Genomic DNA, 25,276 nt, shown 5'->3' with positions numbered 1-25,276 from the left:
TCCGGACATTTGGGGAAGCCTGTTCCCCGCGAATTACAGCTTAGCCGCGTTCTGCAAGCGTTTTCGCCTGCTTCACAGCATCGTCCCACTCTTTGGCCGGATCGGCTTTCTTCTCCAGCACGTTTTTCAGCGCATTCTTGAAGAAGGTATCGGTCTGGTCATGCAGCGGTCCGTAGTATACCGGCTTCACGCGGTTAGCCGCTTTGCCGAATTCCACCGCCGTCTGCTGTCCGCCGAAGAAGTCATCCTTGAAATCTACGAACGCAGGATCTTCGTACAGGGCAGGAATAGAAGGCATCAGGCCTTTGGTCTTGAAGGATTCCAGCTGGTTATCCTTGTTCACGAGCCACTGGATGAAATCATATGCTTCCTTGGAGTGCTTGCCTTCCTTCGGCAGCGTGATGAACGAACCGCCCCAGTTACCTGCGCCCTCAGGAAGCTGGGCAATTCTCCATTTGCCGGAAGAGTCCGGCGCGTTGCTCTTGATATTGCCGGCCATCCAGGCCGGGCCCATCACGACGGCGAACGATCCATCGTTCATGCCTTGGCCCCATTCAGGCGACCAGAGCATTACATTGCTGATCCAGCCTTCTTGAATGCCTTTAACGGTAAAGTCATACGCCTTCTTCACCTGCGGATTGGTATCGCCGATGAAGCTGCCGTCTGCTTTGCTGAAATAGATCTCGTCCGCCGACTGGTCACGAAGCGCATTGTACGTCAGATCGGTCAGGTCGGAGAAATACTTGCCCGTCTTGTCTTTGAACGCTTTTGCTACAGTGGCGAATTTGTCCCATGTATCAATGGCCGCACCGAATCCTTCAGGATCGCTTGGCAGTCCGGCTGCTTCAGCCAGGTCAGTGCGGTAGTAGACTACTGTCGGGCCGATATCTGTCGGAAGTCCGAGCTGGAAGCTGCCGTCGATGGAGGAAGCCTGCTTCCATTTCCAGTCGAGATAGTTGGCCTGGATGTCTTTGGCTCCGAGGTCATTCAGGTTATAGAATTTGTCCTGGGCTCCCAGGAAGCGTTCCATGAAACCGATCTCAAGCTGGAAAATGTCAGGAGCGCCTGAACCCGCCGAGAGTGCTGTGGTCAGATTGTTGTGGTGGGCCGTCTGGTCACCGGTATTCTGAATTTTAATGGTTACGTTAGGGTGTTCCTTGGTGTAGGCAGCAGCCAGCTCTTCGTAGTTCACATTGCCCAGCGTCCAGAACGACAGCTCCACCTTCTCTGCGGACTCTGCCTTGTCTCCTTCAGCTGCCGGTGCTGCTGTGCTTGATCCCTTGTTACCCGAATTTCCTTCTGCAGCCTTGTTCCCGCCGTTGTTACTTCCTCCGCATGCTGCAAGTGAGCTCATGAGCATGATGGAGACCAGCGCCAGCGCCAGGCTCTTTGTTTTTTTCATTCCTCTATACCCCTCTCAAAGGTTTCTTTTACAAGATTTAGTGTACCGTAGGCCACTGTTTTTTTTGAGGAGGCATATTGCTGATTTATGGTGGAAATACTTACGATTCTAAAACTGGAGAGTTTTTATCATTACAGTATTTATAAATATTTGTAAATTACCGATAGTTTAAAATGGGGAAATCGAAAAACAATTACCAAGTATTCTGCTGTTATGTTTATTATATTTTTTATTTTGTTCGTGATTGCAATTCCAAAAGCCTCTCCCTTGGAACAAGCTGCTAATAAGACTGATGACCACACGGAAGTTCTTGACACTTATGTACTTAAATCTGAAACCACTAAGAAGAATGCTGAACTTACCAGCTTGTCTATGAATGCAAAAACCATTGAAGCAAAGGTCCCGCAGTTACTGATGGTGATACCTTCACAGTCAAATTAGATGGAAAGTCTGAAAAGGTGCGGCTCATCCTAATCGACACTCCTGAAATAAAACCTGTACAGCCCTTCGGGCCAGAGGCGAGTGCGTTTACAACAAAGTTGCTTAAGGATCATACAGTCAGACTTGAATTCGATGTATCCGAACGTGACCAGTACGGACGTATCCTTGCTTACGCCTATGTTGATGATAAAATGGTAAATGAATTGCTGCTGGAGAAAGGTCTTGCACGAGTCGCTGTCTTTCAGCCGAATGTGAAAAATGTTGATCATTTCAGGTCAATCCAGAAAAAAGCTCAAGCAGCAAAATTAGGGATATGGAGCTTAAAAGATTACGCAACTGATAAAGGATATGATGATACCGTTGTGGCTAAAGCTACTATCCAGCCCACTGCCAGAGTTAAACCTTCACCTAAGCCTACAGCCACACCTAAGCCTACCGCTACTAAAAAACAGAAACCAAAAGCAACCCCGCAACCAGTTCAAGAGGTTTACTACAAGAACTGTTCAGCCGTGAGAGCAGCCGGTGCTGCGCCGATCTATGCTGGAGAGCCTGGATACTCTAGAAAGCTTGATCGAGAGGGTGACGGAGTGGCGTGTGAATAGATTTAACCCCGGAATTACGATCCGGGGTTTTGTTATTGTGATCTATTTTCCTGTCTTTTTAAAAAAGGATTTGATTCCATCGTATATGACCATCAATCCAATAATTAAAGCCAAACTTCTTACAACAAACTCAGCAATATAGAGGCTACCTTGGTATTGTGTTGAGCCGAAAGTATGCCCAGTGATAAATCCTGGTGATATCATTATAAGCACACCTACAACGACACTTGAAATTAGTAATACGACCTTACTCACGAATGTCCCCCTCCCGTTTTCACTCTTCAAAACTAATGTATTGAAACGAACAAACTTACGAATATTATATTTTCAATTCCCTTACTTAACAACACTAATCTGGAAAAAAACCGCAATATTACTAGCATTCAGTTCCTCCATAGGTCGAACTAAAATTTATCAAATGATATAATTGCTGAAGCAGCAGTTATCCCAATCTAAAGGAGATTTATATCCCATGCCCATCAACCGACCACTACTCACTGATCAGGATCTGCAGGAAGCGATTGACCACAAGCTGCCCGTCCGCGTCTTCCAGGATGACCATCTGGTGAATTCCGGCGCTACTATAGTGCGGTTCACCGATTCGGATGTTGTGATCCAGTCGCGGGTCAGTGATCTAACCTATTATTCGCGCAGCCGCTGTGAATTCTTTGAAGTGCGGCCTTAAGAGATGACTGCCCGGGCCTTGGACACGTGTGAGCTGTGCGGCCGTTCTCCTCTTGCAACTACCGTTCACCATCTGATCCCCCGCAAGAAAGGCGGCAGCCTGCTCCCGACTGCCCTTCTGTGCAACGCTTGCCACCGGCAGATTCATGCCCTGTATACCAACAGCGATCTCGTTGTTCTTGGCCTTACGACACTGGACAGCCTGCGGAGCGACCCGCAGATTGCCGCTTATCTGAGATGGATCATGCGGCAGGCACCGGGCTCCGAACCGAAGCTGCGCAAATCAAAGCGCGTACGAAGCAAACGCTAATCTGCTGGGAAGCAGGATGAAGCAAGTGCTTCGAGGTGAATAGGATTACCTTCGCCCAGCACCGAATGTATACTGTTTTCCGCATACATTTGGGACATATGCCGCACCTCTTATCCACTAATCCACACGCACCTTGTCCACAAAAGGAGAAAACTATACTTTCCTAAACAACAAAAAAGGTGCCTTCCGAGTTCCGGGAGGCACCTTTTTGCTGCTTTTGCTGAAGGCTCTATGATTTGCTGCAAGATCTTCTGTGGAAAATAGTTCTGCTGCACCATTGCTTATTTCTTCATGTCGCCATAGTTGCTTAGCTTCTCGTTAAGGACTTCCTGAAAGCTCTGGACTTTGTCTTCCTGTCTCTGCGCTTTGGGATGGACAACAGGCTGAGGTCTAAAAAACTGATGATTAAAAGCCATAAGGTTATGTACGCTCATACTCATTGAAGTTCAACCTCCTTCCATAATCTTCACCTTATTTGCGTGAGTGCGAAGTATCTTATCCCTTATATAACCTGCTCTTTCCAGTCCTAAACAGTTTCATCTCAGAAAAATGGAAATAGCGGACCCAGACTTGAAAATCAAAGTCCGGGTCCGCCGCTGAGTATCATTCTATTCATTCATCAGCTCTACTAAATAATGGCTACAACGAAAAATCAGTCACGCCTTTCTTAGAGGCATATTTCAGCATATACGTTCCTCCGCCCTCAAAAGGCATCGTGGCGATGGTGATGCGAGTATAGTCGAGCCTGTGATCTTTTAAGACTCTCTTAACCAGAGCAATTCCGCGGGCTTCATCTGTCACTACGCAGAATAGATTAAGCACATATTTGGCCGGGTCAGCCATACTCTTGCCCATATCAAAGCCATCCACATAACCAAGTTCGGCATCCGCCAGGAACAGATTCAAGTAATCGGTTACTTTGTCTCTAAGCCATTCATCACGCTTGCTTCCCTTGACGCTCTTCAAGGGATACTGTACCACGAGCCAATGCTTCTCATTCATTTGTGTTCACCACCAGACTTATGGGTTCCTTACAGGTTACTTCTTCAAGGCTGCCCAGGAAGCCTCGTTCAGCAGCTCCAGCTCCTCCGGCTCCAACCGGAAGCTCATGGCACCGACATTCTCCCGCGCATGGCGGGCCTTGGACGCGCCGGGAATGGCAACTACAGTGTCGCCATGATAATGAATCAGCCAGTTCAGCGCGATCTGCCCGGGAGTAACCCCGTATTTGTCAGCCAGCGCAGTCAGCGAAGTGATTAGCGGCTTACTGCGGGCCAGGCTCTTGTCGTCCAGGCCGGACATCATCCGCCGGGAACGCGAGACGGCAGCCACCTGTGAAGGATCATTATGGAAGCGGCCGGTCAGGATGCCCTGCTCAAGCGGAGAATACGCGATGATCGAGATTCCCAGCTCCTTAGCAGCCGCCATGAGACCATTCTGGTCGATATTCCGGTGAAGCAGATTATATTTGACCTGATTCGATACGAGCGACAGACCGTAGGTCTTCAGCAGCCGGTGCGCTTCTGTCATCTGCTTGGCGGAATAATTGCTCACTCCGACATAACGGATTTTGCCGGCCTTCACCAGTCCTGCCATCGCCTTCATCTCACTGGCAATGGAGGATAACGAGAACGGCTGATGGATCTGATAGAGATCAATCCCTCTACCGCCCAGACAGGCGATGCGCTGGCCGATAGTAGAGGTAATTGAGCCTGCCGTCCGCAGCATCGGCCACCATTTGGTCGCAATCAGCGGAGCCGCATGGGGACTGCCCTCCTTCTGCAGCTGATCCAGCACATGAGCCAGCGCCTGCTCAGATTTGCCGCCGCCATAGATTTCTGCCGTATCCACCCAGTTCATGCCGCCTTCCAGGCTGACCCGCACAATATCCAGAATATCCTCATCTGTAATGTTGCTCCAGTAGCGGCCTACGATTCCGCTGCCCCGGCTGAACTGCCAGCAGCCCAGACCTAGCGGTGATACGGACAGCTCAGAGCGTCCCAGGGGACGCAGCTGGACCTTGCTTGCCAATGTGTCCATGTTTCATCCTTCTTTCTGTAAGAGCTAATATAGCCATGAAACAATTTAACTGTACACAAAGCTTATGACTTCTAAGGCAGGCTGTCAATTACAGCTGTGCAGGGCAGAAGCAAGAGTCCCACCGATCGTCCCGGTCTAACGAACGAGCGCACCGTGACTCTTTTTTGCGTGGCTTCAAAAAAGGATGATATGGTATAATTACCCTGCCTATTCATATCCAACTTGCAGGAAGCGCAATCGAACCACACACGTAACGGAGGGAATTCATATCCATGATTAAAATTCTAGGTTTCCTGCTGCTCTACCGGCTGCTCGGTAATCCGATTCTGGCCCTGATCATCCTGCTTGTCGTTCTCTATTTCCTGGACCGCCGTTATGTCGGCATTCTGCCCAGCTTCTCCAAGCCATTCCGCCGCAGCCGTCAGATGTCGAAGCTGCGGACGACCATTGCCCAGAACCCGAACGATGTAACCGCCAGATTCGATCTGGCCCGGCTGCTGATTGAACGCAAACGCTTCAGCGAGGCCAAGGAGCTGCTGACCGCCATCGCTGACCGTTATGAGACGTCCGCTGAATACTGGGTGGAGCTGGGATACGCCAACCTCAAGCTGGGACAGCTTCCCGAAGGCGAAGCGCAGATGCTTAAGGGGCTGGACATCAACCGCCGGGCGCAATACGGGCAGCCTTACCTGCGTCTGGCCGAGATTTTCCGGCATGTGGACCAGGACAAAGCGCTGCATTATGTAAGCCAATTCCAGGAGATTCAATCCTCCTCCAGCGAAGCCTATTATCTGGCTGGCTCGATGTTCAAGACGCTGGGACGGACTGAGGACGCCAAGCTTGCTTTTAACGAATCGCTGGCTGTCTACCGCTCTCTGCCCAAGTATAAGAAACGTCAGGAACGCGGCTGGGCGCTGCGCAGTTATTTTGCGAAGCTGAAGTAAATTCATCCCGGTCTTCCTAAGCAAATAGCCTCCGGTGCAAATTAACCTTTGCTGACCGGAGGCTTTTATATGCTATTTTACCGGAACAGTGATCTCCAGCTCAGGAATGTACCGCTTCTGTCCATCTTTCCAAATGGTAGGCTTAATGATAATGCGGGCCGGGATCGTCTCAAACGGTTCATAATTAAAAGTGTAGGATAAGATATTGCCTTCGCCCGTCCCGCCTTCGCCGCCGAGTCCCCTAACTTCCCGCCCTTGCTCGTCTGAAAGCTCAAAATAGACCGGGAAGTGGCCATTCACCTTATATTTGTCCGGAATGTTTGCTTCTATAGCCTGAATGCCCGCCCCGGCTTCTCCTTGTAATTCTGCCACCAGCAGAGTTGAAGTAGTACTTACCTCCAGCCGTTTAATCATCAGATTAATGTGATCATGAGTTTTCAGGATATCCGGTGTAAGAACGACGCCCTCCAATACTTGGCGGGTTACGGGGAACTCAAAAATGAACGGGTCGGCAAACCCGGGAAGATAGACAGACATTTTGAAATCAAAGGTGCCTGGAAGCTGCAAATTCCCTGAATTTAGAGTTGTAATAATGACAGAATCGGAGGCCTCCTGCCCGCCGGGTGCAATCTTCACTCCCGTATTAACAAGCTCTCCGTTTACATAAAAATCCATGGGGCGGTTAAGGCGGCCTGTCTCTGGATCAGGGATAGCCCATGTATCTGAAAAAGACTTGTGCGCATACACGCCCTTCGACCGGGTCATCACCAGCGACAGACGGCTTCCGTCATACATTTGTTCTGATACGGTTAGAGTCATCCCGTCCTGTGTGACGGTCTGCTCAACATTTGTGGTTAACCCTGCTTCGTTTGCTTTACGCAGCCCGGAATCTCCTGCAAGCTGGAATACGCTTGACATGAACGGTAACTGCTTCAAGGTCTCTGCCATGGCCGGGGAGATGAATCCCAGGCTAATCAGGAGCACCAGCCCTCCGGCCACAGATGCTGCACTGATCATCACCCGGGACAGCCACCGGGGCATTCTTTTACGTCTGAGCGTCTCCTGATGCTCTGAAGCCGCCTCCAAGCCAACTTCATCCTTTTCATTGATGATCCGGTACGTCTCCTCCAAACGCAGATGCACAAGCTCCGGCAGTTCAGGAAGAGTCTCTTCCTGAAGGTCTGCCAGCCTGCTCTCCAACCGCTGCTGGCTCATCCGTTCACCTTCCTTTCTACAGGTTGCTCCAGGGATTGCTGTAACGTCTTGCGGGCGCGGTGCAGCCTGGTCTTGACCGCACTCTCTGACAGCTCAAGCAGCCCGGCAATCTCCTGCACAGTCAGCCCCTGATAATAATGCAGCTTAACAATGGTCCCTGATATCTCTTCGAGCCTGCCAATGGCCTGGCGCAGATCTATCTCTTCTGCGGACGAAGATATGGCTTGTACGCTCTCCGGCGGATTGGGCATGACGACTACCCTTTCCCGTCTGCGCAGAATCAAGTTGCATTCGTTGATCAGAATACGAAATAGCCATGTGTTGAAATAAGCCGCTTCTTTCAGTCCTGAGATGGCTTTAAAAGCCTTCAGTACAGTCTCTTGCATCGCATCTGCACAATCCTCGTCACTCCTGACCATGGACTTGGCCATACTGTACATCCGCCGCTCCTGACTCTTCACCAATTGGATGAAGACCTCGCTGTCACCTGCCTGGGCACGCCTGACCAGATCCTCTTGTCCGGTGTTCAAATATGATTGCCCCCCTTCTTCCGGGAAGCTGCCGCATCCCCATTCAGTGCTTTCTTTCATATACTCTTTAGATGATGTACAAGCCGATAAGGTTACATCGGCACGGTGATTTTTTATTTTTCTTTGTAAACAGCCAAAGAGCAGGCCCCAAATAACCGGGAAGCCTGCTCTTTATTGTTTCATCTCTTGTAGTGAAGAACGTTACATATCCAGTGATTTCGAGTGATCGTCCCCGGCCGCCGGACGGAACGGCCACCAGTTAGCCCGCCCGAACATCCGCACCATAACAGGTACGAAGAACGGCAGGAAGACCAGCGCATACAGCGCCAGACCTGACAATACAACCGTCGCAATCTGCATCATCGACAGGACCCCGGACGGGTACATCGAGGCGAAGGTACCGCCCAGAATCACTACAGCCGAGAGAATCACTGTCCCCATATTGCGCATGGCGTGCAGGATGGCTTCACGCACATCCCAGGTTTTGTTCTCATTGAAGCGGTCCATCAGGAAGATGCTGTAGTCTACCCCGAGGGCAATCAGCATAACGAAGCTGAAGAACGGCGTCGTCCAGGTGATTCCCGAATAGTTCAGCAGGTGCACGAAGATCGCTTCCGTGATGCCCAGCGCCGTAAAGTAAGTGATTAACAATGAGGCAATGATGTACAGCGGCATAATCATCGAACGGAACAGCACCACCAGGATGATGAAAATACCGCTTAGCATCAGAATGACCGTACGCGTGTAATCTTCATTGGAGATGGTCTGCAAATCATTGTAGGTGCTGGTCACGCCGCTCATGGCCGTTTCCGCATTCTCCAGCTTGGTGCCGGCTACGGCACGGTCCACCGCTGCCTGAATCTGTCCGACACTGTCAATAGCCTTTGCGCTGTATGGATTTCCGGCGAAGACCACATCCAGGGTCATGACTTTGCGGTCCCCGGACAGATAGGTATCGAATACCTGCTGCATCTCCTTGGCCTTGAGCGCCTCTGCCGGAACCAGGAAACCACTCAGCTCATCATCCTTAGCATTCTGAATCTGCTTGAGGTAATCCTGCGCCGAGCTTAGGCCGCCGGTGATTTGTCCCAGACCGTCCGCACTTTGCGTCAGCCCGTCCGTCAGCTGGCTAAGCTGGCCTGTAAGCTCGCCGAACCCGTCGGCAAGCTGCTTCTGCCCGCCCTGGAGCTGTGTAAGCCCGGTGGTAATCGCCGGAAGCTTGCCGACAATCTGCCCCTGGCCGTCAGCCGCCTGCTTCAGCCCGGATTGCAGCTTGCCGATACCGGCTACCAGCTGATCCAGCCCCTTCGCCAGCGCTGCCTGCCCTGCTGCCGCTTTGGAATACCCGGCGTTGGCCTCCGTCAATCCGGCCGCCGCCCCGCTCAGCTGGGCCGAGATCTGGCCCAGTCCTCCGGCAAGGCCCGCAGCTCCCGTACCGCTCTGCGTGACTGTACCTTTGATCGTCTGATAATTCACATCCTGTAGCAGCTCCGGATAGGCGGCTTCCAGTCCGGTGAATGAAGCTCCCAGACCGTTAAGCGCATCTGCCACGCCTTGAAGCTGTGTCTGCAGACCGGTGAGGCCCCCGTTCAGCGCGGTCAGGCCGCTGCCGATCTTCTTGTAGCCTTCGAGCAGCGCGGCATTGGCCTGTGCCAGCTGCTTTGCACTGCCTGCCGCCTGCGCAAGGCCCGCTTTAATCTCTCCCGCTCCGGCCCCGCCGCTGCGGATTCCTTCTTCGATTCGTGTTAAGCCTGCGCCCAGCGCATCAATGCCTTTTTTCAGCTCAGCCGTTCCTGCTGTAAGCTTCGCACTGCCCGAGGCGGCTTCAGCAAGCTTAGGCTCATTGTCCTTCAGCTGCTTGCTTGCTTCGCTCAGCCCGCTCTGGATCTTGGTTAACCCTTCACTGCTCTGATCCAGACCGTCCGACAGCGTAGCCACCTGAGTAGGAATCAGGAAGTCATTAATCTGTTCCCCGGTAGGCCGGGACATGCTGCGCACAGCCTTAACGCCATCCACCTTTTCCAGCTCGCGGCTGATTTTCTCGGCAAGTCCCATATATTCAGCAGTGTCCATCCGGTCGTCATTCTTGATGACAATCTTGCCCGGCATGGATTCACCCGGACCGAAACTCTCGGATATAATATTGAACCCTTTGACCGAGGCATAGTTAGGCCCAATCTCATCCATGCTATTGAAGCTCAGCTTCCCGCTGTAGGTAAGCAGGAACGGTGCCACAACCGCAGCAACGATCAGCAGCGCAGCCCAGGGTCTCTTCAGCGAGAACGAACCGGCTGCTCCCCAGATCCGGCTCTCACTGTGCTCCAGCTTGCCGCGGGATGGCCAGAACAGCTTAGGACCCAGAACCGCCATGAAGAACGGCACGACCGTTACCAGTGCAAGCAGCATCACCGCTATGCCGACCGCCACCGCCACTGCCGAACGGTAGAGCATGAACTTGGACAAGCCGATGGCCACGAAGCCGACAAAGACCGCCAGCCCTGAATAGAACACCGTTCCACCAGCCTTCCGGTAAGTGGCGATGATGGCGCTTTGTGTATCCTCCGACTGGGCAAGCTCCTCCTTGAACCGGCTGATCAGCAGGATACAGTAATCGGTCCCGATCCCGAACATGACAGCCACCATGAAGATCTGGGTGAAGGTCGACAGCGGGAAGTCGAAGCGGTCCACCAGGAACGCGACAATCGACTGGGACACGATATAACTCAGCCCCACCGTCAGCAGCGGCACGAACGGAGCCACGAACGAACGGAACACCACGAACAGTATCAGCAGAATAAACACGACTGTGATGTATTCCGACTTTTTCAGACCGGCTTCCGAGCTGGCAATCGTATCCTCCGTAATCAGCCCTTCGCTGGTCATATAATGCTCCGCAGTGACGTTACTTAGCAGCTCAGCAGACTTGGCCGGCAGCTCCTTGACCGCCGCTTCTCCGCCTTGCACCGACAATGCGACCATAATCGTCTTGCCATCCTTGGCAATAAGCGTATCCTTCAGCTCCGGTTGAGAGAAAGGATCTGTAATCGTGCCGAGCTTCAGGGAATCCTTGTTCCCGGCCAGCTTCTCCACACCCTGCTTAATACTCTCGGTGTCTGCGGCCGTCAGCCCCACCGGCTCATGGAACACCAGGGCTACCTGATGCACCGTCTCCCCGTCTTTGGCCGCAGCGACCTCCTTCATAATCTCCGCAGCCCGCGAAGAGGTGTAGCCAGCCGGAACAGCGATCTGACCCTTCTCCCGAACCAGATCTGACATGCCGGGAGCCGTGAGGAATAAGACTACCGCCACAGCCACCCACACTGCGATAACCGCCCATCTTGCCTTCAAAATCGTTCTCAATTGCTTCTACCCCCTGTATCCTGCATCAGAAATGCCAGCTTCTCAAACATGGTAATAAACTGCTCTATGTTGTCTTCCTCGAAGTGGGAAAAGTATGGGGAGATCACCTGCTGCATCTGCTTCTCAGAGCTCGTGTAGACGCTCTGTCCGTACTCCGTCATGGTCAGATACACCTGCCTGCGGTCATTCTCATCCCGGGTCCGCTGAATCATTCCGGCTTCATCCAGCCGGTTGATGATGGCCGTGATTGAGCTTTTGCCGACCGCTACGGCCTCAGCCAGATAAGTGGAGGTACACCTCTCCTGCCCGCTGATCAGCCTGAGAATGAGGAATTGATCCGTTGTCAGTCCTTCCTCAAAAATATCCCGGAGCCGCGAGTTGATCTGCCTGGTAACGACCATATAAGCATCTACGTAGCGGTTAATCCATTCTTCTGCGTCTTTCTTCAATGATGCCTCCGCCCTTTCATATTAGTTCACGTGTAGAACTGTTTCACAGTAAAACTATATTGTCCTTTTCATAAAAAGTCAACTGGTTTTCATGAATTTTACATTGTTCTTCAGCAGAGCGATTGGACAAGCTTCATGGACGCAAAAAACCACCCCGCACGTAAAGTGCAGAGTGGCTAATATTGTGAATTTCACTTATTGAATATCCTGATACTGCTTGTTCTGCTTACTCCTCGTCTTCCGTCTCTTCCACCTCATAGACACAGCGGAACATTTCGATTCCGGCAGCGTTCTCGCCCAGGCTGTACACCATGAAGCCCAGACTGCGGTAAAAGTCAGCGGCAATCTCGTCCTCTGTCTCCGCTACCAGATAACGCGGCTGACGGGAGGTGACCAGCTCAAGAATCATGCCGCGCGCATACCCTTTGCCCCGGTTCTCCGGGAGCACTGCAATATGGCGGATGTCGAGCGAGCCGTCTTCCGTCTCTTCATACCCGGCCAGTCCGACCAGCAGCCCGTCCTCCTCCCAGCCGCACAGCTGCATAGCCGCAAGCTTACTATATTCCTCCGAAGTGCGTATCAGCGCATCCGGGTCATCTATAACCGCATAAGCCAGCAGCTCATTCACCTGCGGTGTGCCGACAAGCGGCTTCAAATCAATCAACATATGTCTCATCCTCCTAAAAGTATACCTGACCCCAGACCTCCCGCTATCCCCGCACCAGCCGCAGCAGCGCATACCCCGTCCAGACCCCGAGCAGGTTAAGCAGCAGATCGTCAATATCCAGGCTCCCGACATGCAGCAGCATCTGCAGCAGCTCCAATACAATGATACCCAGAGCAGACAGAAGCGTCAGCCGGATAAACGAGCGGTAACCGGTGACCACCAGCGGAAGCAGGATGCCAAATGGCGCGAATACTGCCACATTCCCCAGGAGATTCACCAGCCTGCTGGCATACGATAGTCCATTGGTCATATCAAAATATAAACGCACTGTCCGCAGCGGTTCAAGATTGTAACGGAGCGGCCCGTCCAGCTGAACCGTCCGTCCGAACCCGAGGAACATCCAGTACAGCAGCATTCCGCTATACGCGAGCAGAAGCAGCCAGGCCAGGAAGCGGCGTCCGGGCGGCAACGCCTGTTTGGCTGAAGTCTTCCCTTTCCGGCGGCTTGCATGCGGCTTAGTGATCCTGGCCACCTTCAATAATCTCAATGGTGCCGTCACTCTTGCCGATAATCGCCAGATCGGCGATCCCGATGAAGAGTCCATGCTCGACGACTCCCGGAATTCGCTGAAGGGCAAGCGCCAGCACTGTGGCCGATTCAATGGCTTCAAAACGGCAGTCGGCGATATAATTGCCGTTATCCGTCTTGTACAGGTCCTCTCCGCTGCGCCGCAGCTCCGTCTTGCAGCCCAGCTTAGCCAGAGCGGCAACCGTCCACTCCCAGGCGAATGGCACAATCTCCACCGGCAACGGGAACTTCCCGAGCGTGGTCACGGCCTTGCTCTCATCGGCCACAACGATCATGCGTGCGCTGCCCATGGCGACAATCTTTTCCCGCAAAAGCGCACCGCCCCCGCCCTTAATCAGCTGCAGCGCCCCGTCGAGTTCATCCGCCCCGTCAATCGTCAGGTCGAGGCTGTCCACATCACTGAACGCTACCAACGGGATGCCCAGCTCGCGGGCCTGATCCTCAGACGCCTGTGAGGTAGCTACGGCCGTAATCTGCAGGCCTTCGCTCACCCGCTCCCCCAGCTTGCGGATGGCCCAGTAAGCAGTGGAGCCTGTACCCAGTCCCACCTTCATGCCATCCTGCACATATTCGACTGCCTTCTCCGCTGCCAGCTGCTTCACATTGATACTCATTTTATTCCCTCCATGTTATCCGTTATAATGAACGAAGTGGAATCGGCTGTGCCTGTCCACAAGGAATTCCTATCCTTACCATCAACCTGACACTAATAATCCATCAGGAGGCATCCGCATGAGAACCGAGAACCAAATCCAATCCAAAATCAACGAAATGACGCTCCAGCGCAGATCCCTGGAATCACGGCTGGCCCCCCTGCCTCCCGGCGACCCTCAGCGGGCAGCACTTGACGCCCAGCTGACCAGGCTGGAAGATCTGATTCTAATGCTGGAATGGGTGCTGAACGCACCCGCGGGCAAATATCACGCCTGACTTCCGGGCTTCTGCCCGGACAGGCTTATGCCGTTCAGCTATAATTCCCGAGCATGGCCTCGTATAACCCGGCATTCTCATGCTCGAAGCAGACGAAATCGATCTGCCGCAGCGGGAGCTCTGCCGGGCTCTTCGCGCGGACATAATGAACTACAGCTTCCAGCGCCGTCTTGCAGGCCAGCTCCTTCGGGAAATTGTAAATGCCCGTGCTGATATTCGGACAAGCCAGGCTCTTCACCCCATGAGCGCAAGACAGATCAAGACTGCTCTTATAGCATCTCGCTAAACAGCCGCTTCACCGGCAGTACCGCCCTGCCAGGAGGTGATGTCGCCTTCATGAACCGGCAGGACGACATCATTAACGTTGATCTGCATAGCGGGTCTCCTCCTTAGCCGCAGTCTCCAGCGCCTGAATCAATTCCTTCTCGCCCCTGCGGGCAGCCTTCCCTGAAAAAGAAACATGCGTAAGCCTGCCGCCTTTCACTGCAGCCTGGCGGAGAATACCCAGCATATAATTCTGCGCATCCGATAACACGAGCTCACCCGTTCCGGCGGCAACTCTGCACAGGGCACGGGTCGTTCCCGCTTCTGACTCCGGCAGGTCTTCTTCCCCGGGCTCAATCACCGTGAATTGGAACAGCGGCACCGCCTCCGGCAGCTCCTCACCCGCTAAGAATCTCTGATTATATACCGAGTACATCAGATTGCCGGTATGCGCTCTGGAAGCATCCGACTCTTGCTCCGCAAGGATTCTGCTGTTCTGGTAAGCAATAATTCCGGCCGTGACCAGCAGAAACAGCACCACTCCCGCAATTAAAGTATACATTCCTGTCACCAGCCCATCACCTGTAATGAACAATACCGCTTCTATAGTATCATGGACAGAAGTAGCCGTGAATGGTCCTTCCCGTGTAAAAACAATTTTTTGCGCGGATTCCATAAAGTTATTTTGAAAGATTCAAATTAACAGTTGAAACTTTACGCAGCATGTCTCATAATGAAGTGGAGCCTGCTGTTTTGTCAAATCCATACGAAATCAAGGGAGGATACCCGGAAATGAAATTTTTCTTGGATACCGGAAATATTGAGGAAATCAAACGTATTACCCGCCTCGGATTAGTGGATGGCGTAACGACGAACCCGTCGCTGATCGCCAAGGAAGGCAGATTGTTTAAGGATGTAATCAAAGAGATCGTAGCGATTGTCCCTGGTCCTGTAAGCGCTGAGGTTATCGGTCTTACGGCTGAAGAGATGCTTAAGGAAGCTTACGAGATTGCTGAATGGGCTCCGAACGTGGTCATCAAGCTGCCTATGACCGAAGATGGTCTGGAAGCTTGTTATGAACTGACCAAAAAAGGCATCAAAACGAACGTAACTCTCGTATTCTCCGCTGCTCAAGGCCTCATGGCCGCTAAGGCAGGAGCTACTTATATCAGTCCGTTCGTCGGACGTCTGGATGATATCGGTGTAGACGGCATGAAGCTGATCAAGGATCTGAAGACGATTCTGACCAACTACGACCTGAAATCCGAGATCATCGCCGCCAGTATCCGCAACATTGCCCATGTGGAGCAGGCTGCCATTGCCGGAGCTCACATCGCTACCATCCCGGGATCACTCCTGCCATCGCTCTGGAAGCACCCGCTGACCGACAATGGTATCGAACGCTTCCTGAAAGACTGGGAGAAGGTTCCACAGGTTTAAAAACAAATAGTTCAAGCCCCCTTCTGCATCATGCGGAGCGGGGCTTTTTTGTGTTGCAAAGGAGCTTGAACTCCCCGATCAATATAGGTGGATTTCCTCCACTAGTTTAAGAAGGAGCACAGTCTTTTCAGGTAATAGTTGGAAAAACCGCTCTTAATATTTGCAAATCCTCCAGAGTTGAGGAACTCCTTAAAAATAAATGACGTTTTTCCAATTAATCTCCCCAGCCGCTGCAAGACACCGAAATTAGGATGCGTTTTTCCAACTAATGATGCATTAGGTAGGGCGGGTGCTGCAGTAGGTATGACGGGCAGCATTCAAGGGCTGAATTTGGCAGAGCGTGCCCCATTCATCCTTGACTCATTTACTTGTTATGCTTATACTTGTTACAACAATTAATTAATAAAGGAGCCATTCATTTATGACCCTGTCCTCTCCCCAGCAATTCCTCGGCTTCCTGCTGGGCTCAACCCACCGGAGAATCTCAGTGAGCTTCGCCCGGGCGTTGAAGCCGTATGACATCACACCTGAGCAATGGTCCACCCTGCTGATGATCTGTGACCGCAGCGGAGTCAACCAGAAGGAGGTGGCCGTTGCCTCCGCCAAAGACCAGCCCACCACCGCCCGGATCGTGGAGCTCCTGATTAAGAAAGGCTTCATTACCAAAACAGCCAACCCGGAGGACCGCAGGGCGTTCCAGCTCTATGCCACAGGAGAGGGAAGGGCGTTAATTGAGAACACTATAGCTCTGGAGCAGCAGACTATAGATATGGCTGTAGCCGGGCTCGAGCCGCAGCAGCTTGAAGATCTCCGCAGTATGCTGGAGCAGATCTATCACAACACCGGAAATATACATCAGGAATAGGAGTCAACCCACTTGAATCAATCCTCTGAACGTCTATGGACCACATCCTTCATTACACTGACCCTTTGCAATCTTCTGCTGTTCATAGGACTGCAGATGACCTTATCTACCCTTCCTGCTTATGCGGAAAGTGCTTTGCATGCTACCCCCGTGCAGGTTAGCCTTGTTACCAGCCTGTTCGCCTTCAGTGCCATTGCCTCCCGCCTCTTCTCGGCCAAGGCCATGGAGAAGGGCGGGCGCAACCTGCTGATCTTCCTCGGCCTTGCCATTGCCCTCTCTGCGGTGGCGGGCTATTATTTCGCAGGCAGCATCTTCACCCTGCTGCTGTTCCGCATCCTGTTCGGCATAGGCTTCGGCATGGCCAGCACAGCGTTCCCGACCATGGCCTCCGATGTCATCCCCATCCGCCGGATGGGCGAGGGCATGGGCTACTTTGGATTATCCACCAGCCTCGCTATGTCGGCTGGCCCGCTGATCGGACTCAGCCTGCTGCAAGGACCAGGCTTTGGGTCCCTGCTGCTGGGGACGGCTGTCGCGATTGCTCTCATCCTGCCGATGGGCTTCCGCCTGGCGAAGTCACTGCCTGGCGGACATCTGGAGCCGCCCGCAGTTCCGGCTACTGCTGCCGGAAGCAATCCTTACCGCAGGCTGCTGCTTCCCTGCCTGCTTAACTTTCTTTTATCCATCTCTTACGGCGGTCTGCTCGGCTTCCTGGCGCTCTACGGGCAAGAGAAGCACCTCCAGCATATCGCTTACTTCTTCCTGTTCAATGCCGTAGCCATTGTCGTGATCCGGCCGCTCTCCGGCAGAATCTACGACCGCTATGGTGCGCCCGCCCTGCTCATCCCGGGAAGCCTATTCATCGTTGCGGGGCTGCTCCTGCTATCCTTTGCCTCTACAACGGCGGGCTTGTTCCCGGCCGCCCTATGCTACGGCTTCGGCTTCGGCTCCATGCAGCCTGCGCTTCAGACCTGGATGATCCAGTCTGTCGAGCCACGCCAGCGCGGGTTAGCCAACGGAATGTTCCTGAACTCCCTGGATCTCGGTGTCGCCATCGGCTCCATGCTGCTTGGCGCTGTCGCCATGTTCACCAGCTACGCCGTAATGTACCGGTATTCGATATTGGCACCTCTCCTGCTGCTCGCTGTCTATCTTCTGGTACTCGTGACTCAGCGATCCCGGAAGCACAAAGCTTCCCTACAGGGTTAGCTGGAAGCCACACTTCCGTGGAATACACAAAACCGCCTCGCGTCACACGCGCAGGCGGTTTTATATTTACTCACTTCTCCAGCTCACCAGCCGAAACCGTTTCACGCACTGCAGCAGGCATGAACGGGCTTGGCTGTCCCAGGCTGTAGATGTGAAGCAGATGCATCGCCCGGGTACAAGCGGTATAGAACAGCTTACGTTCATGTTCACGCCCGTATTTCTCAGCGGAACCGTCATAGATGATTACAGCATCGAACTCGACGCCCTTGGCGAGGTAAGCCGGAAGCACCAGCGTCCCTTTTTGAAAATTAGGCGTTTCCTTCGTAACCAGCCGCACCGGCAGCCGCTTCTCCAGTTCACGATGCACCTGTGCGCTCTCTTCTGCTGTCTTGCAGATTACCGCCACATAATGATAGCCCTGGGCATGAAGCTTCAGCACATCCTGCTCCACAGAGGAGAGCAGATCATCTTCACTGTCCACCAGCGTCAGGAGCGGCTCCTCCCCCCGGCGGTGAAAGGGTACGATCTTCTCGCCACCGGGAATCATCGCCCGCGTGAATTCAACAATCTCATAAGTAGACCGGTAGCTGCGGGTCAAGGAGATCACCTCGGTGTTCTCTTCGCCGTAGATGCTCACCAGCCCCGCCAGATCTCCCAGCACCTCGCCTTGGGCATAGATCGCCTGGTTCAGGTCGCCCAGCACGGTCATTTTGGCCCGCGGAAACAGGCGGCGCATGAATTCCAGCTGGAACGGCGAGTAATCCTGCACCTCATCGACAATGACATGACGGATCAGCGTGTTCGTCCGGAAGCCCTGGCTTAGCTCCTTCAAATACAGGAACGGCGTAGCATCCTCATAGGCCAGCTCATTGCCCCTGATCGCAGTAAGCGTCTGCGCGCAGATCTCATCCCACGCTTCAGGCAGCGGCTGGCGGGTATCCAGGCGCTCTATCAGCTCACGACCCTCGAATAAGCGGCTGTACAGCGCCTTCACATCCACGAAGCGTCCGCGCTTGGTCCAGCCGCGCAGCGGCTTGAGGCGCTGGCTGACTACGTAGCGGGCAAGCAGGATCCGCTCCGCATCATAATCATCGAAGCTGTCATTATGCCCTCCGCCCTTGCGGCGCATCTGGTTGTAGGCCCGCTGATAATCGCTGTTATCCATCAGCTCAATCTGTTCGTCTACCCACGCCGCACTCCGCTCTTCTGCGCCGAAGGCCGCAATTTTTTTGAGCAGCCAGCCTGTCATCAGCTCAATCCGGTTCGCCAGCTTGATGCCCGGGTCGTAGCTGTAGAACTGGCGCTCCATCTCTTCCTTAGAAGCAACCGCCTTCCCCTGGAACATCAATGGCTTGAATAGCATGCCTTCATGCTCCAGCAGATTCACATATTGCCGGATGGCGCTAAGGAAGGCTACTGATGATTTATAAGCAATGCCTTCACGGCGTATGAACGCCTCCTCCCCGTCCGGGGCATTCAGCAGACTCTCCGTCTGGCTGAACACATCCTCCAGCTGAAATTCCTGGCCCAGCCGATGCTCCAGGTACATCTGGAAGGTGGTCTGCTGCATATTCTCTTCCCCCAGCTCAGGCAGCACAGTGGATACATAGCTGTTGAACAAGGGGTTCGGCGAGAAGAGCAGCATCTGATCCGCCTGAAGCACCTCACGGTACTTGTAGAGCAGATAGGCTACCCGCTGGAGAGCCGCTGACGTCTTGCCGCTCCCGGCAGCTCCCTGCACAACCAGCATCCGGCTTCGGTCATTGCGGATGACCGCGTTCTGTTCCTTCTGGATGGTGGCCACGATCGATTTCATCCGGTCATCGGCGCTGTGGCTGAGCACCTGCTGAAGCAATTCATCGCCGATGGTGACGCCCGTGTCGAACATGACTTCAATCTCACCGTTATCAATCACGAATTGGCGCTTCAGTTCCATGGTGCCTGTAATCTGCCCGCCCGGCGTCTCATAGGACGCAGGCCCCGGTGCCCCGTCATAATACAGGCTGGAGATAGGCGCGCGCCAATCGTAGATCAGGAAGGTCCCGTTATCCTCCATCAGCGAACCGATGCCCAGATAGATGGTATCAGCCGCAGCATACCCCGCCTCCGAGAAATCAATCCGGCCAAAATAGGGCGATACCACCAGCTTTTTATATTTTTTGAGCGCCTTGCTGGATTGCAGATGATGGCGTTCGCGTTCGTTCAGAATCTGTGCCTGCTGCCGCAGACTGGTCGAAGTCTCCCCCAGGTCGTCGGGGCTGCTGAAGTTCACTGTGACCTCTTCCCAGAAGTCTTTGCGCATATCCACGACATCCGTGCGGTGGAGTCCCAGCTCCTCTGACAGCAGCCGGATATGGGTAGACAGCAGCTTGGTGATGCCGTTTACCCGCTCCTGCTCCTTTTGCCACTCGTGATCATGTTTATCCAATTCATTTCATCCCCTTTGGAAGGTTGACTAACAATGTTACCAACTCTGTAGTCGTTTTACAAGTTTTTGCTATATTCAGCATACGCTCTATATTTTCTCACTTAGCACTGCACTTTCCTTGTCATCTGCGTTCATGCGGTGGATCTGGTCAGCTACCTTATCCAGACGCTCCAGCTGATAGCCGTAGTCATAGATGGCCGCAGCCACCACCGACAGCCTGAGTTGCCCGGACTTCTGCGGATCATACCCGTTAATGGCTGATTTCAGGAAGCGGTCATTGTCCTCTGCCAGCGGCTCGGAATCATTGGCTCCCGGCTTCAGTTTTTCCTCGAATTTCAGCAGAATGTATTCATGATACTTGATCAGCTGCTCCAGATGGCGGTCGAACAGCTCATCCGTTTGCTCCGTCCGGTCGGCCTGGAAATAATGCCGGTCAATCGCCTCAAGCACCTGATAGCCCTTTTGCAGGGAACCCAGCAGGTTTTTATAGACTACCATCTGTCTCGTCTGACTGTATTTAGCCCTGCGGAGCTGCTTCTGCTCCTCCTCGAACAACGCGTATTTGTCAGCCAGCGCTTTAATCGCGCCCTCCAGGCCGTTCTTCTCATCCCGGAAGACACTTTCCTTCATCTCATGCGACACCGCCGTCCGCAGCAGCAGCGATAAGCTGGTGAACACATTCTCGATCTGCTGGATGTACTGCTTGCGCGGCTGGGGCGGAAATACAGTGATATTGATAATAAAAGCCGACAGGATCCCGGTCAGGGTCAGCAGGAACCGGGTTAATGCGAACTGCCACTGGCCGGAAGCCTCCATGACAGAGATGACTGTGACCAGCGTCAGGCCGATCGTATCGGCGCGGTTCATTTTCATGCTGATCATAATCACCAGGATGCATACCAGTCCAACCGCAATCGGTTCATTGGAGAGCAGCATTCCGCCAAGCAGCGCTATCACGGCCCCCATCGTACTGGTCTGGATCTGATCGAGGAAATACCGCCATGATCTGTATATGGACGGCTGCATGGCAAAGATTGCCGCAATAGCCGCACCGACAGGAGAGGCGAAGTTGAATAGAACGGACAGATAAAGGGCAAGCGTTACGGCCATTCCTGTTTTGAGTATGCGGGCACCGAAAGCCAAATCCATCCCTCCCAAGAGCTTGAAGCTTATCATAATTACTGCGTATGTTCATCCTTTATGTATATCCTGTTATTACCCATGAACTGCGCTGGCGAATTTTAGTATGTCTTAAGCCGGGCTTCAGGATTCTTTCAGCTTTCAGGGAATACTGTTATACCGGGTAGTCACTATAACCATCAGAAGAGGTGTATTCATGAAAAAAACGACCCGAACCCTAACCGCATGGGCAGCAGCCATGATGCTTGCCCTGTCTCCAGCAGCCGCCTTCGGCGAGCAGCTTCCCAAGGGCACAGCCACCCCTCCTCCGGCCTCACCGCATACCGGCAGAGAGCATACCCCTCACCGCAGCGGGGACCGGAACTTCAGGGCCGGAGGCCATTTCATTATCAGCGAAACGGCTGAGCTCCTGGGAATGGGCCGTGAGGAGCTGATCGCCAGCCTGAAATCAGGTAAGACCCTGTCGGGTCTGGCCCAGGAGAAGAAGGGCTGGAACGAAGACCAGTATGTCCAGAAGCTGAGCGATGCCGCCAGCCTAAAGCTGGATGGATTCGTCAAGGAAGGGAAGCTGACGCAGGAAGACGCGGCGAAGCTGAAACCGGGCTTACCGACGCTGATCAAGCGCAGCCTCAGCCGCGTAGCCCAGCTTCACCAGGGCAAGCCGTCACCGCCGCCTGCTGCAACGAAGGCCCCCTGAACTGTACGGCACCGTCCCGGGAGAGACAAGCTAGCCAGACCGTCCTCCTTACGGATGGATACCGTATGCAAAAGAACAGGCACCGAATGCCCGGAGTTACTACTTCCGGGCATTCTTTGTGTTACGCGGGTTCGCCATGTAGTTCCTGTAAGCCTCGAAGCAGGCCGCCGACAGCATTAGCCAGGCTCCGCTCGCGGCATAGCCGCCGATCACATCACTCGGATAATGCACCCCCAGATAAATCCGGCTCCAGCCGATTCCCCCGGTCATCAGCACAGTGAACAGAATCAGCAGAAACCGCTCGCTCCGGTTGCGCATATGCCTCCAGAGCAGGTAGGCAATGACTCCGTATAACGAGAAAGCCGCCATTGAATGTCCGCTGGGGAAGCTGTAGCCTGCCTGCTCAATCAGCCTGTGAATGGTGGGACGCTCCCGGTGGAACCACAGCTTGAGGAGCGTGTTCAGCAATTGGGAGCCGAGGCCCACCCACAGGAACAGGGCAAGTTCCATCCGGTGCTTCAGCACGAAGAACAAAATGAGCATGGTCAGCACGGAGGTACCTATTGCCAGCTTCGAGGAGCCGACCAGGGATAAGCCTTTGGCCAGCGCCGTCAGCGGCGGAGATTCCATCGATTGTACGAACCGGATCACCGCATCGTCGAAACCCCGGGCTCCGCCCAGCTTAACCAGCAATGCGATCAGGATAAAAGCCAGCAAAAACCATATAAACCGCCGGAACCCGCGCGACCAGTAATGATAATATAGCATAACTACCCCCTTGTCTATTTGTCAGGCTCAATGAACACATTTCCTGGGAAGGTCTGTCCCGTGTTATAATGGCCTGGAGAAATTATTTTAATTAAAGATGGAGTGCTGCCAAGTGGAAAGTCTAAAATTGCAGGAACGTTTGTTGAACCAGTGCATCTCAACAAAGATGCCTGTGACGATCTTTACAACTAACGGAGTCAAAATGCAGGGACTGGTAACCTCTTATGACGCTTATACGATTACCTTGCAGGGTCAGGGTGACGGGAGACAGAACGTACTCTTCAAATCGGCAGTCTCCACCGTGGTGCCGCTGAAGCCCGTCTCACTCAAGTAAGCTGTCAGCACGGCGCACATTTTAACCTAAGCTATTACAAATGAACTGTCCAGGAACTCAAAAGGAACACCGGAGCAGCATCCCGGTGTTCCTTTTGCCGTTGTCTCCCTAGGGTCAGTCAGCTCGTCCTAAGCGGGGAATACCGCCGGCATTACGCACACCGGCTTCGACAGTTCAGCTGTGTTGCCGGTGAAGCTCAGGCGGCCGCTGCCTTCGTCCAGGGAGAAGACAACCAGATTATTGCCGTCCCGGTTGGCAACAATCAGATAGGCACCGTCCGGTGTAACTGTGAAGTGACGGGGATGTCCGCCTCTGGTGGATACATGCTCTACCAGGGTCAGCCCGGCTGTCTGCGGATTTACAGCATACTGTACGATGCTGTCATGTCCGCGGTTCGAGCCGTACAGATATTGGCCATCCTTGGAGAAGGTGATCTCTGCACAGCTGTTCTGGCCGGCTTCATAGCCTTCAGGCAGTGTGGATACAGTAGCAGCCGTCTTCAGGGTTCCTGCCTCTGCATCATACAGGAATGATGTCACCGTGCTGTCCAGCTCATTAATCACATAAGCGGACTTCCCGTCTGGATGGAACACGAAATGCCGCGGTCCAGCTCCGGCATGCAGCGGAGTATCTCCAATCGCATCAAAGGTTCCCGCCTCTGTATTTATCCGGTAGCTGCGGATCAGGTCCAGTCCCAGATCCGAGACGAACAGGTAGCGTCCATCAGGGCTGAAAATTGCCGAATGCGGGTGCGGACGGTCCTGGCCCGGTGTTGCCCCATGTCCGGTATGCTGGGCGGTATCCGTCAATGCTACTGGCAGTCCGCCCTTGTCCAGCGTGAGCAGTCCAACCGATCCCCCGTGATAGCTGCACACTATAAGATGTTCATTATTGGCGTCCCGGTTAATATTACAGGTCGTGCTCTGGCCTTTGCCTTCAGAAGGCATAGTCTGAATCCGCTGCAATTCGGTCAGCTTGCCTGTCTCAGGATCGATTGCGAAGGTTATAATTTCCCCTTCCTTGCCGCCCGTGCTGTTCGGCTTCTCCCCAATGGCATACAGCTTCCGCCCGGAAGGGTCCACATTGACGAACGTAGGATTCGTCAGGCCTTCTGCGGTATCCAGCCGCTCCAGCGTGCCCCCGGTTTCACCGTCAAAGGCAAACACCTGGATACCGCTCTCTTCTGCGGTGGCATATGAACCGGTAAATAACAGCAGCTTAGTCTTCTCGTTCATCTAGAATTCCTCCTCAAGTTAAACAGCCATCTATATAATTTACATTTTTTCGTGAGGGTTGACAAATGCAACGGAAAAAATGACAAAAAACATTTCAAAAATAAGACTTCTCAAGAACAAAAGAGTATGATATAATGAAAGCGCTAACATTATTGTCAATCAAGAATAAAGGGGGAACACGAATGAGCAGCCTGCTGGAAGCCAGAAATGTATATGAGGACTTCGAGGTGGAGACAGACATTCTGTTCTTTAAGGTCGGGGACCATGACCTGGTCATTTTTCACGGCAGAAACTACAATATTAAAAAGAGAATGACTGCCGAGCAATTGAACCGCTTATTGTCGAGCAACAGCTATTACCATGTGTACGGGAGCTGCTACGTGAACCTGAACAAGATCAGTTCCATCGAGGATGACTGCATCTACTTCGGTGAGATGGGCCTCTATGCGAAGTCTGTACGGGTTCCAAGACGTAAGCAGGAGAACATCCGCCATCTGCTTAAGGGACTGAGTTCCTAAGCCGGAGGCGTTATCCGCACACATCTTGCAGCTTGGTACTCTTCTATTCGAATCATTACAGTCTCTCTCATCAGGCCGGAGCGCATACGGGGACACCCGTGCTGCTCCGGTTTTTCCTGTGTTTCACCTGTTTCTTAATGGAATCTTAAAAAGTAATTGTGCTTTTTTATACTTTCTTAAGGTTTGGAATTCTGTTTTCTGGTAAAGTTGTAGAAA

29 protein-coding genes are annotated in these 25,276 nt (G+C 53.2%); 11 read left to right on the top strand and 18 right to left on the bottom strand.

Features of this window, described 5'->3' with window-relative positions:
• Window positions 1–40 precede the first annotated feature (40 nt).
• Entirely contained in the window at window positions 41–1,402 is a 1,362-nt protein-coding gene (locus tag NYE24_RS01410; RefSeq protein WP_036694419.1) for an extracellular solute-binding protein, read from the bottom strand.
• A 458-nt stretch (window positions 1,403–1,860) separates the two neighbouring features.
• Between NYE24_RS01410 and NYE24_RS01405 the strand changes: the two genes are divergently transcribed.
• A complete protein-coding gene (locus NYE24_RS01405) occupies window positions 1,861–2,445 on the top strand; it encodes a thermonuclease family protein (protein WP_076154100.1) in 585 nt (194 codons plus the stop codon).
• Window positions 2,446–2,487: 42 nt separating this feature from the next.
• On the opposite strand, the gene NYE24_RS01400 is transcribed toward NYE24_RS01405, so the two are convergent.
• Window positions 2,488–2,700 carry a hypothetical protein gene (locus tag NYE24_RS01400; RefSeq protein ID WP_036694420.1) on the bottom strand — a complete coding sequence of 71 codons (213 nt, stop codon included), beginning with the start codon at window positions 2,698–2,700 and terminating at the stop codon, window positions 2,488–2,490.
• Between the two features lie 217 nt (window positions 2,701–2,917).
• Between NYE24_RS01400 and NYE24_RS01395 the strand changes: the two genes are divergently transcribed.
• Together NYE24_RS01395 and NYE24_RS01390 are read left to right on the top strand one after the other, a co-directional pair.
• Window positions 2,918–3,130, top strand: a complete 213-nt coding sequence (locus NYE24_RS01395) for a hypothetical protein (RefSeq protein ID WP_036694421.1) — start codon at window positions 2,918–2,920, stop codon at window positions 3,128–3,130.
• 3 nt (window positions 3,131–3,133) lie between these two features.
• On the top strand, window positions 3,134–3,439 hold the full coding sequence (locus tag NYE24_RS01390; protein WP_036694422.1) for an HNH endonuclease signature motif containing protein: 306 nt from the start codon (window positions 3,134–3,136) through the stop codon (window positions 3,437–3,439).
• A 281-nt stretch (window positions 3,440–3,720) separates the two neighbouring features.
• Here the strand turns inward: NYE24_RS01390 and NYE24_RS01385 are convergent, their stop codons facing one another.
• The 3 genes from NYE24_RS01385 to NYE24_RS01375 form a co-directional block, all read right to left on the bottom strand.
• Window positions 3,721–3,879, bottom strand: coding sequence for a hypothetical protein (locus NYE24_RS01385; RefSeq protein WP_200869198.1), 159 nt, complete (start codon window positions 3,877–3,879; stop codon window positions 3,721–3,723).
• 199 nt (window positions 3,880–4,078) lie between these two features.
• On the bottom strand, window positions 4,079–4,441 hold the full coding sequence (locus NYE24_RS01380) for a hypothetical protein (protein WP_036694423.1): 363 nt from the start codon (window positions 4,439–4,441) through the stop codon (window positions 4,079–4,081).
• A 36-nt stretch (window positions 4,442–4,477) separates the two neighbouring features.
• Window positions 4,478–5,479: an aldo/keto reductase gene (locus NYE24_RS01375; protein WP_341024749.1), complete on the bottom strand. Its 1,002-nt coding sequence runs from the start codon at window positions 5,477–5,479 to the stop codon at window positions 4,478–4,480.
• 272 nt (window positions 5,480–5,751) lie between these two features.
• On the opposite strand from NYE24_RS01375, the gene NYE24_RS01370 reads away from it, so the two are divergent.
• Complete coding sequence (locus tag NYE24_RS01370) at window positions 5,752–6,423, top strand: tetratricopeptide repeat protein (protein WP_036694425.1); 672 nt, start codon at window positions 5,752–5,754, stop codon at window positions 6,421–6,423.
• 72 nt (window positions 6,424–6,495) lie between these two features.
• On the opposite strand, the gene NYE24_RS01365 is transcribed toward NYE24_RS01370, so the two are convergent.
• The 7 genes from NYE24_RS01365 to rpiA form a co-directional block, all read right to left on the bottom strand.
• Window positions 6,496–7,638 (bottom strand): DUF4179 domain-containing protein, encoded by a 1,143-nt coding sequence (locus tag NYE24_RS01365; RefSeq protein ID WP_342477854.1) that lies wholly within the window; start codon window positions 7,636–7,638, stop codon window positions 6,496–6,498.
• On the bottom strand, window positions 7,635–8,168 hold the full coding sequence (locus NYE24_RS01360) for a sigma-70 family RNA polymerase sigma factor (protein WP_342477853.1): 534 nt from the start codon (window positions 8,166–8,168) through the stop codon (window positions 7,635–7,637). Before NYE24_RS01360 ends, NYE24_RS01365 begins: the two co-directional genes overlap by 4 nt.
• Window positions 8,169–8,369: 201 nt before the next feature.
• A complete protein-coding gene (locus tag NYE24_RS01355; RefSeq protein WP_342477852.1) occupies window positions 8,370–11,528 on the bottom strand; it encodes an MMPL family transporter in 3,159 nt (1,052 codons plus the stop codon).
• On the bottom strand, window positions 11,525–11,977 hold the full coding sequence (locus NYE24_RS01350) for a MarR family transcriptional regulator (protein WP_036694430.1): 453 nt from the start codon (window positions 11,975–11,977) through the stop codon (window positions 11,525–11,527). Before NYE24_RS01350 ends, NYE24_RS01355 begins: the two co-directional genes overlap by 4 nt.
• Before the next feature lie 226 nt (window positions 11,978–12,203).
• Window positions 12,204–12,644, bottom strand: a complete 441-nt coding sequence (locus NYE24_RS01345; protein ID WP_036694431.1) for a GNAT family N-acetyltransferase — start codon at window positions 12,642–12,644, stop codon at window positions 12,204–12,206.
• A 43-nt stretch (window positions 12,645–12,687) separates the two neighbouring features.
• A complete protein-coding gene (locus NYE24_RS01340; RefSeq protein WP_162174455.1) occupies window positions 12,688–13,191 on the bottom strand; it encodes a VanZ family protein in 504 nt (167 codons plus the stop codon).
• Window positions 13,160–13,840, bottom strand: a complete 681-nt coding sequence (gene rpiA, locus NYE24_RS01335; protein WP_179090396.1) for a ribose-5-phosphate isomerase RpiA — start codon at window positions 13,838–13,840, stop codon at window positions 13,160–13,162. The genes NYE24_RS01340 and rpiA overlap by 32 nt, the downstream gene beginning before the upstream one ends.
• A 124-nt stretch (window positions 13,841–13,964) precedes the next feature.
• On the opposite strand from rpiA, the gene NYE24_RS01330 reads away from it, so the two are divergent.
• Entirely contained in the window at window positions 13,965–14,162 is a 198-nt protein-coding gene (locus NYE24_RS01330; RefSeq protein WP_036694433.1) for a hypothetical protein, read from the top strand.
• Window positions 14,163–14,196: 34 nt separating this feature from the next.
• On the opposite strand, the gene NYE24_RS01325 is transcribed toward NYE24_RS01330, so the two are convergent.
• Window positions 14,197–14,400 carry a hypothetical protein gene (locus NYE24_RS01325; protein WP_076154786.1) on the bottom strand — a complete coding sequence of 68 codons (204 nt, stop codon included), beginning with the start codon at window positions 14,398–14,400 and terminating at the stop codon, window positions 14,197–14,199.
• A gap of 120 nt (window positions 14,401–14,520) precedes the next feature.
• On the bottom strand, window positions 14,521–15,102 hold the full coding sequence (locus tag NYE24_RS01320; RefSeq protein WP_342477851.1) for a hypothetical protein: 582 nt from the start codon (window positions 15,100–15,102) through the stop codon (window positions 14,521–14,523).
• 116 nt (window positions 15,103–15,218) lie between these two features.
• Between NYE24_RS01320 and fsa the strand changes: the two genes are divergently transcribed.
• From fsa to NYE24_RS01305, 3 genes are all read left to right on the top strand, one after another.
• A complete protein-coding gene (gene fsa / locus NYE24_RS01315; protein ID WP_036694437.1) occupies window positions 15,219–15,866 on the top strand; it encodes a fructose-6-phosphate aldolase in 648 nt (215 codons plus the stop codon).
• A 421-nt stretch (window positions 15,867–16,287) separates the two neighbouring features.
• A complete protein-coding gene (locus tag NYE24_RS01310) occupies window positions 16,288–16,731 on the top strand; it encodes a MarR family transcriptional regulator (protein ID WP_036694439.1) in 444 nt (147 codons plus the stop codon).
• Window positions 16,732–16,743: 12 nt separating this feature from the next.
• Window positions 16,744–17,940 carry an MFS transporter gene (locus NYE24_RS01305; RefSeq protein ID WP_342477850.1) on the top strand — a complete coding sequence of 399 codons (1,197 nt, stop codon included), beginning with the start codon at window positions 16,744–16,746 and terminating at the stop codon, window positions 17,938–17,940.
• A gap of 70 nt (window positions 17,941–18,010) precedes the next feature.
• Here the strand turns inward: NYE24_RS01305 and helD are convergent, their stop codons facing one another.
• Both helD and NYE24_RS01295 read right to left on the bottom strand, forming a co-directional pair.
• The gene (helD, locus tag NYE24_RS01300; RefSeq protein ID WP_342477849.1) at window positions 18,011–20,368 is read right to left on the bottom strand and encodes an RNA polymerase recycling motor HelD; all 2,358 of its coding nucleotides are present in this window, start codon (window positions 20,366–20,368) and stop codon (window positions 18,011–18,013) included.
• Window positions 20,369–20,455: 87 nt separating this feature from the next.
• Window positions 20,456–21,511, bottom strand: a complete 1,056-nt coding sequence (locus NYE24_RS01295) for an aromatic acid exporter family protein (protein ID WP_342477848.1) — start codon at window positions 21,509–21,511, stop codon at window positions 20,456–20,458.
• Between the two features lie 193 nt (window positions 21,512–21,704).
• Here NYE24_RS01295 and NYE24_RS01290 point away from each other — a divergent pair, with 193 nt between their 5' ends.
• A complete protein-coding gene (locus NYE24_RS01290; protein ID WP_342477847.1) occupies window positions 21,705–22,205 on the top strand; it encodes a hypothetical protein in 501 nt (166 codons plus the stop codon).
• Window positions 22,206–22,304: 99 nt separating this feature from the next.
• On the opposite strand, the gene NYE24_RS01285 is transcribed toward NYE24_RS01290, so the two are convergent.
• Window positions 22,305–22,973, bottom strand: a complete 669-nt coding sequence (locus NYE24_RS01285; RefSeq protein WP_051493402.1) for a phosphatase PAP2 family protein — start codon at window positions 22,971–22,973, stop codon at window positions 22,305–22,307.
• Window positions 22,974–23,070: 97 nt separating this feature from the next.
• On the opposite strand from NYE24_RS01285, the gene hfq reads away from it, so the two are divergent.
• A complete protein-coding gene (hfq, locus tag NYE24_RS01280) occupies window positions 23,071–23,307 on the top strand; it encodes an RNA chaperone Hfq (RefSeq protein ID WP_036694444.1) in 237 nt (78 codons plus the stop codon).
• A 128-nt stretch (window positions 23,308–23,435) separates the two neighbouring features.
• On the opposite strand, the gene NYE24_RS01275 is transcribed toward hfq, so the two are convergent.
• Window positions 23,436–24,542, bottom strand: a complete 1,107-nt coding sequence (locus tag NYE24_RS01275; protein ID WP_342477846.1) for a lactonase family protein — start codon at window positions 24,540–24,542, stop codon at window positions 23,436–23,438.
• A gap of 182 nt (window positions 24,543–24,724) precedes the next feature.
• Here NYE24_RS01275 and NYE24_RS01270 point away from each other — a divergent pair, with 182 nt between their 5' ends.
• Window positions 24,725–25,060, top strand: coding sequence for a LytTR family transcriptional regulator DNA-binding domain-containing protein (locus NYE24_RS01270; protein WP_036694446.1), 336 nt, complete (start codon window positions 24,725–24,727; stop codon window positions 25,058–25,060).
• Window positions 25,061–25,276: the final 216 nt, after the last annotated feature.

The sequence above is a fragment of the Paenibacillus sp. FSL H7-0350 genome, assembly GCF_038593195.1.
Classification (GTDB): domain Bacteria; phylum Bacillota; class Bacilli; order Paenibacillales; family Paenibacillaceae; genus Paenibacillus_AQ.
This window is presented reverse-complemented; position numbering and strand designations above follow the sequence as displayed.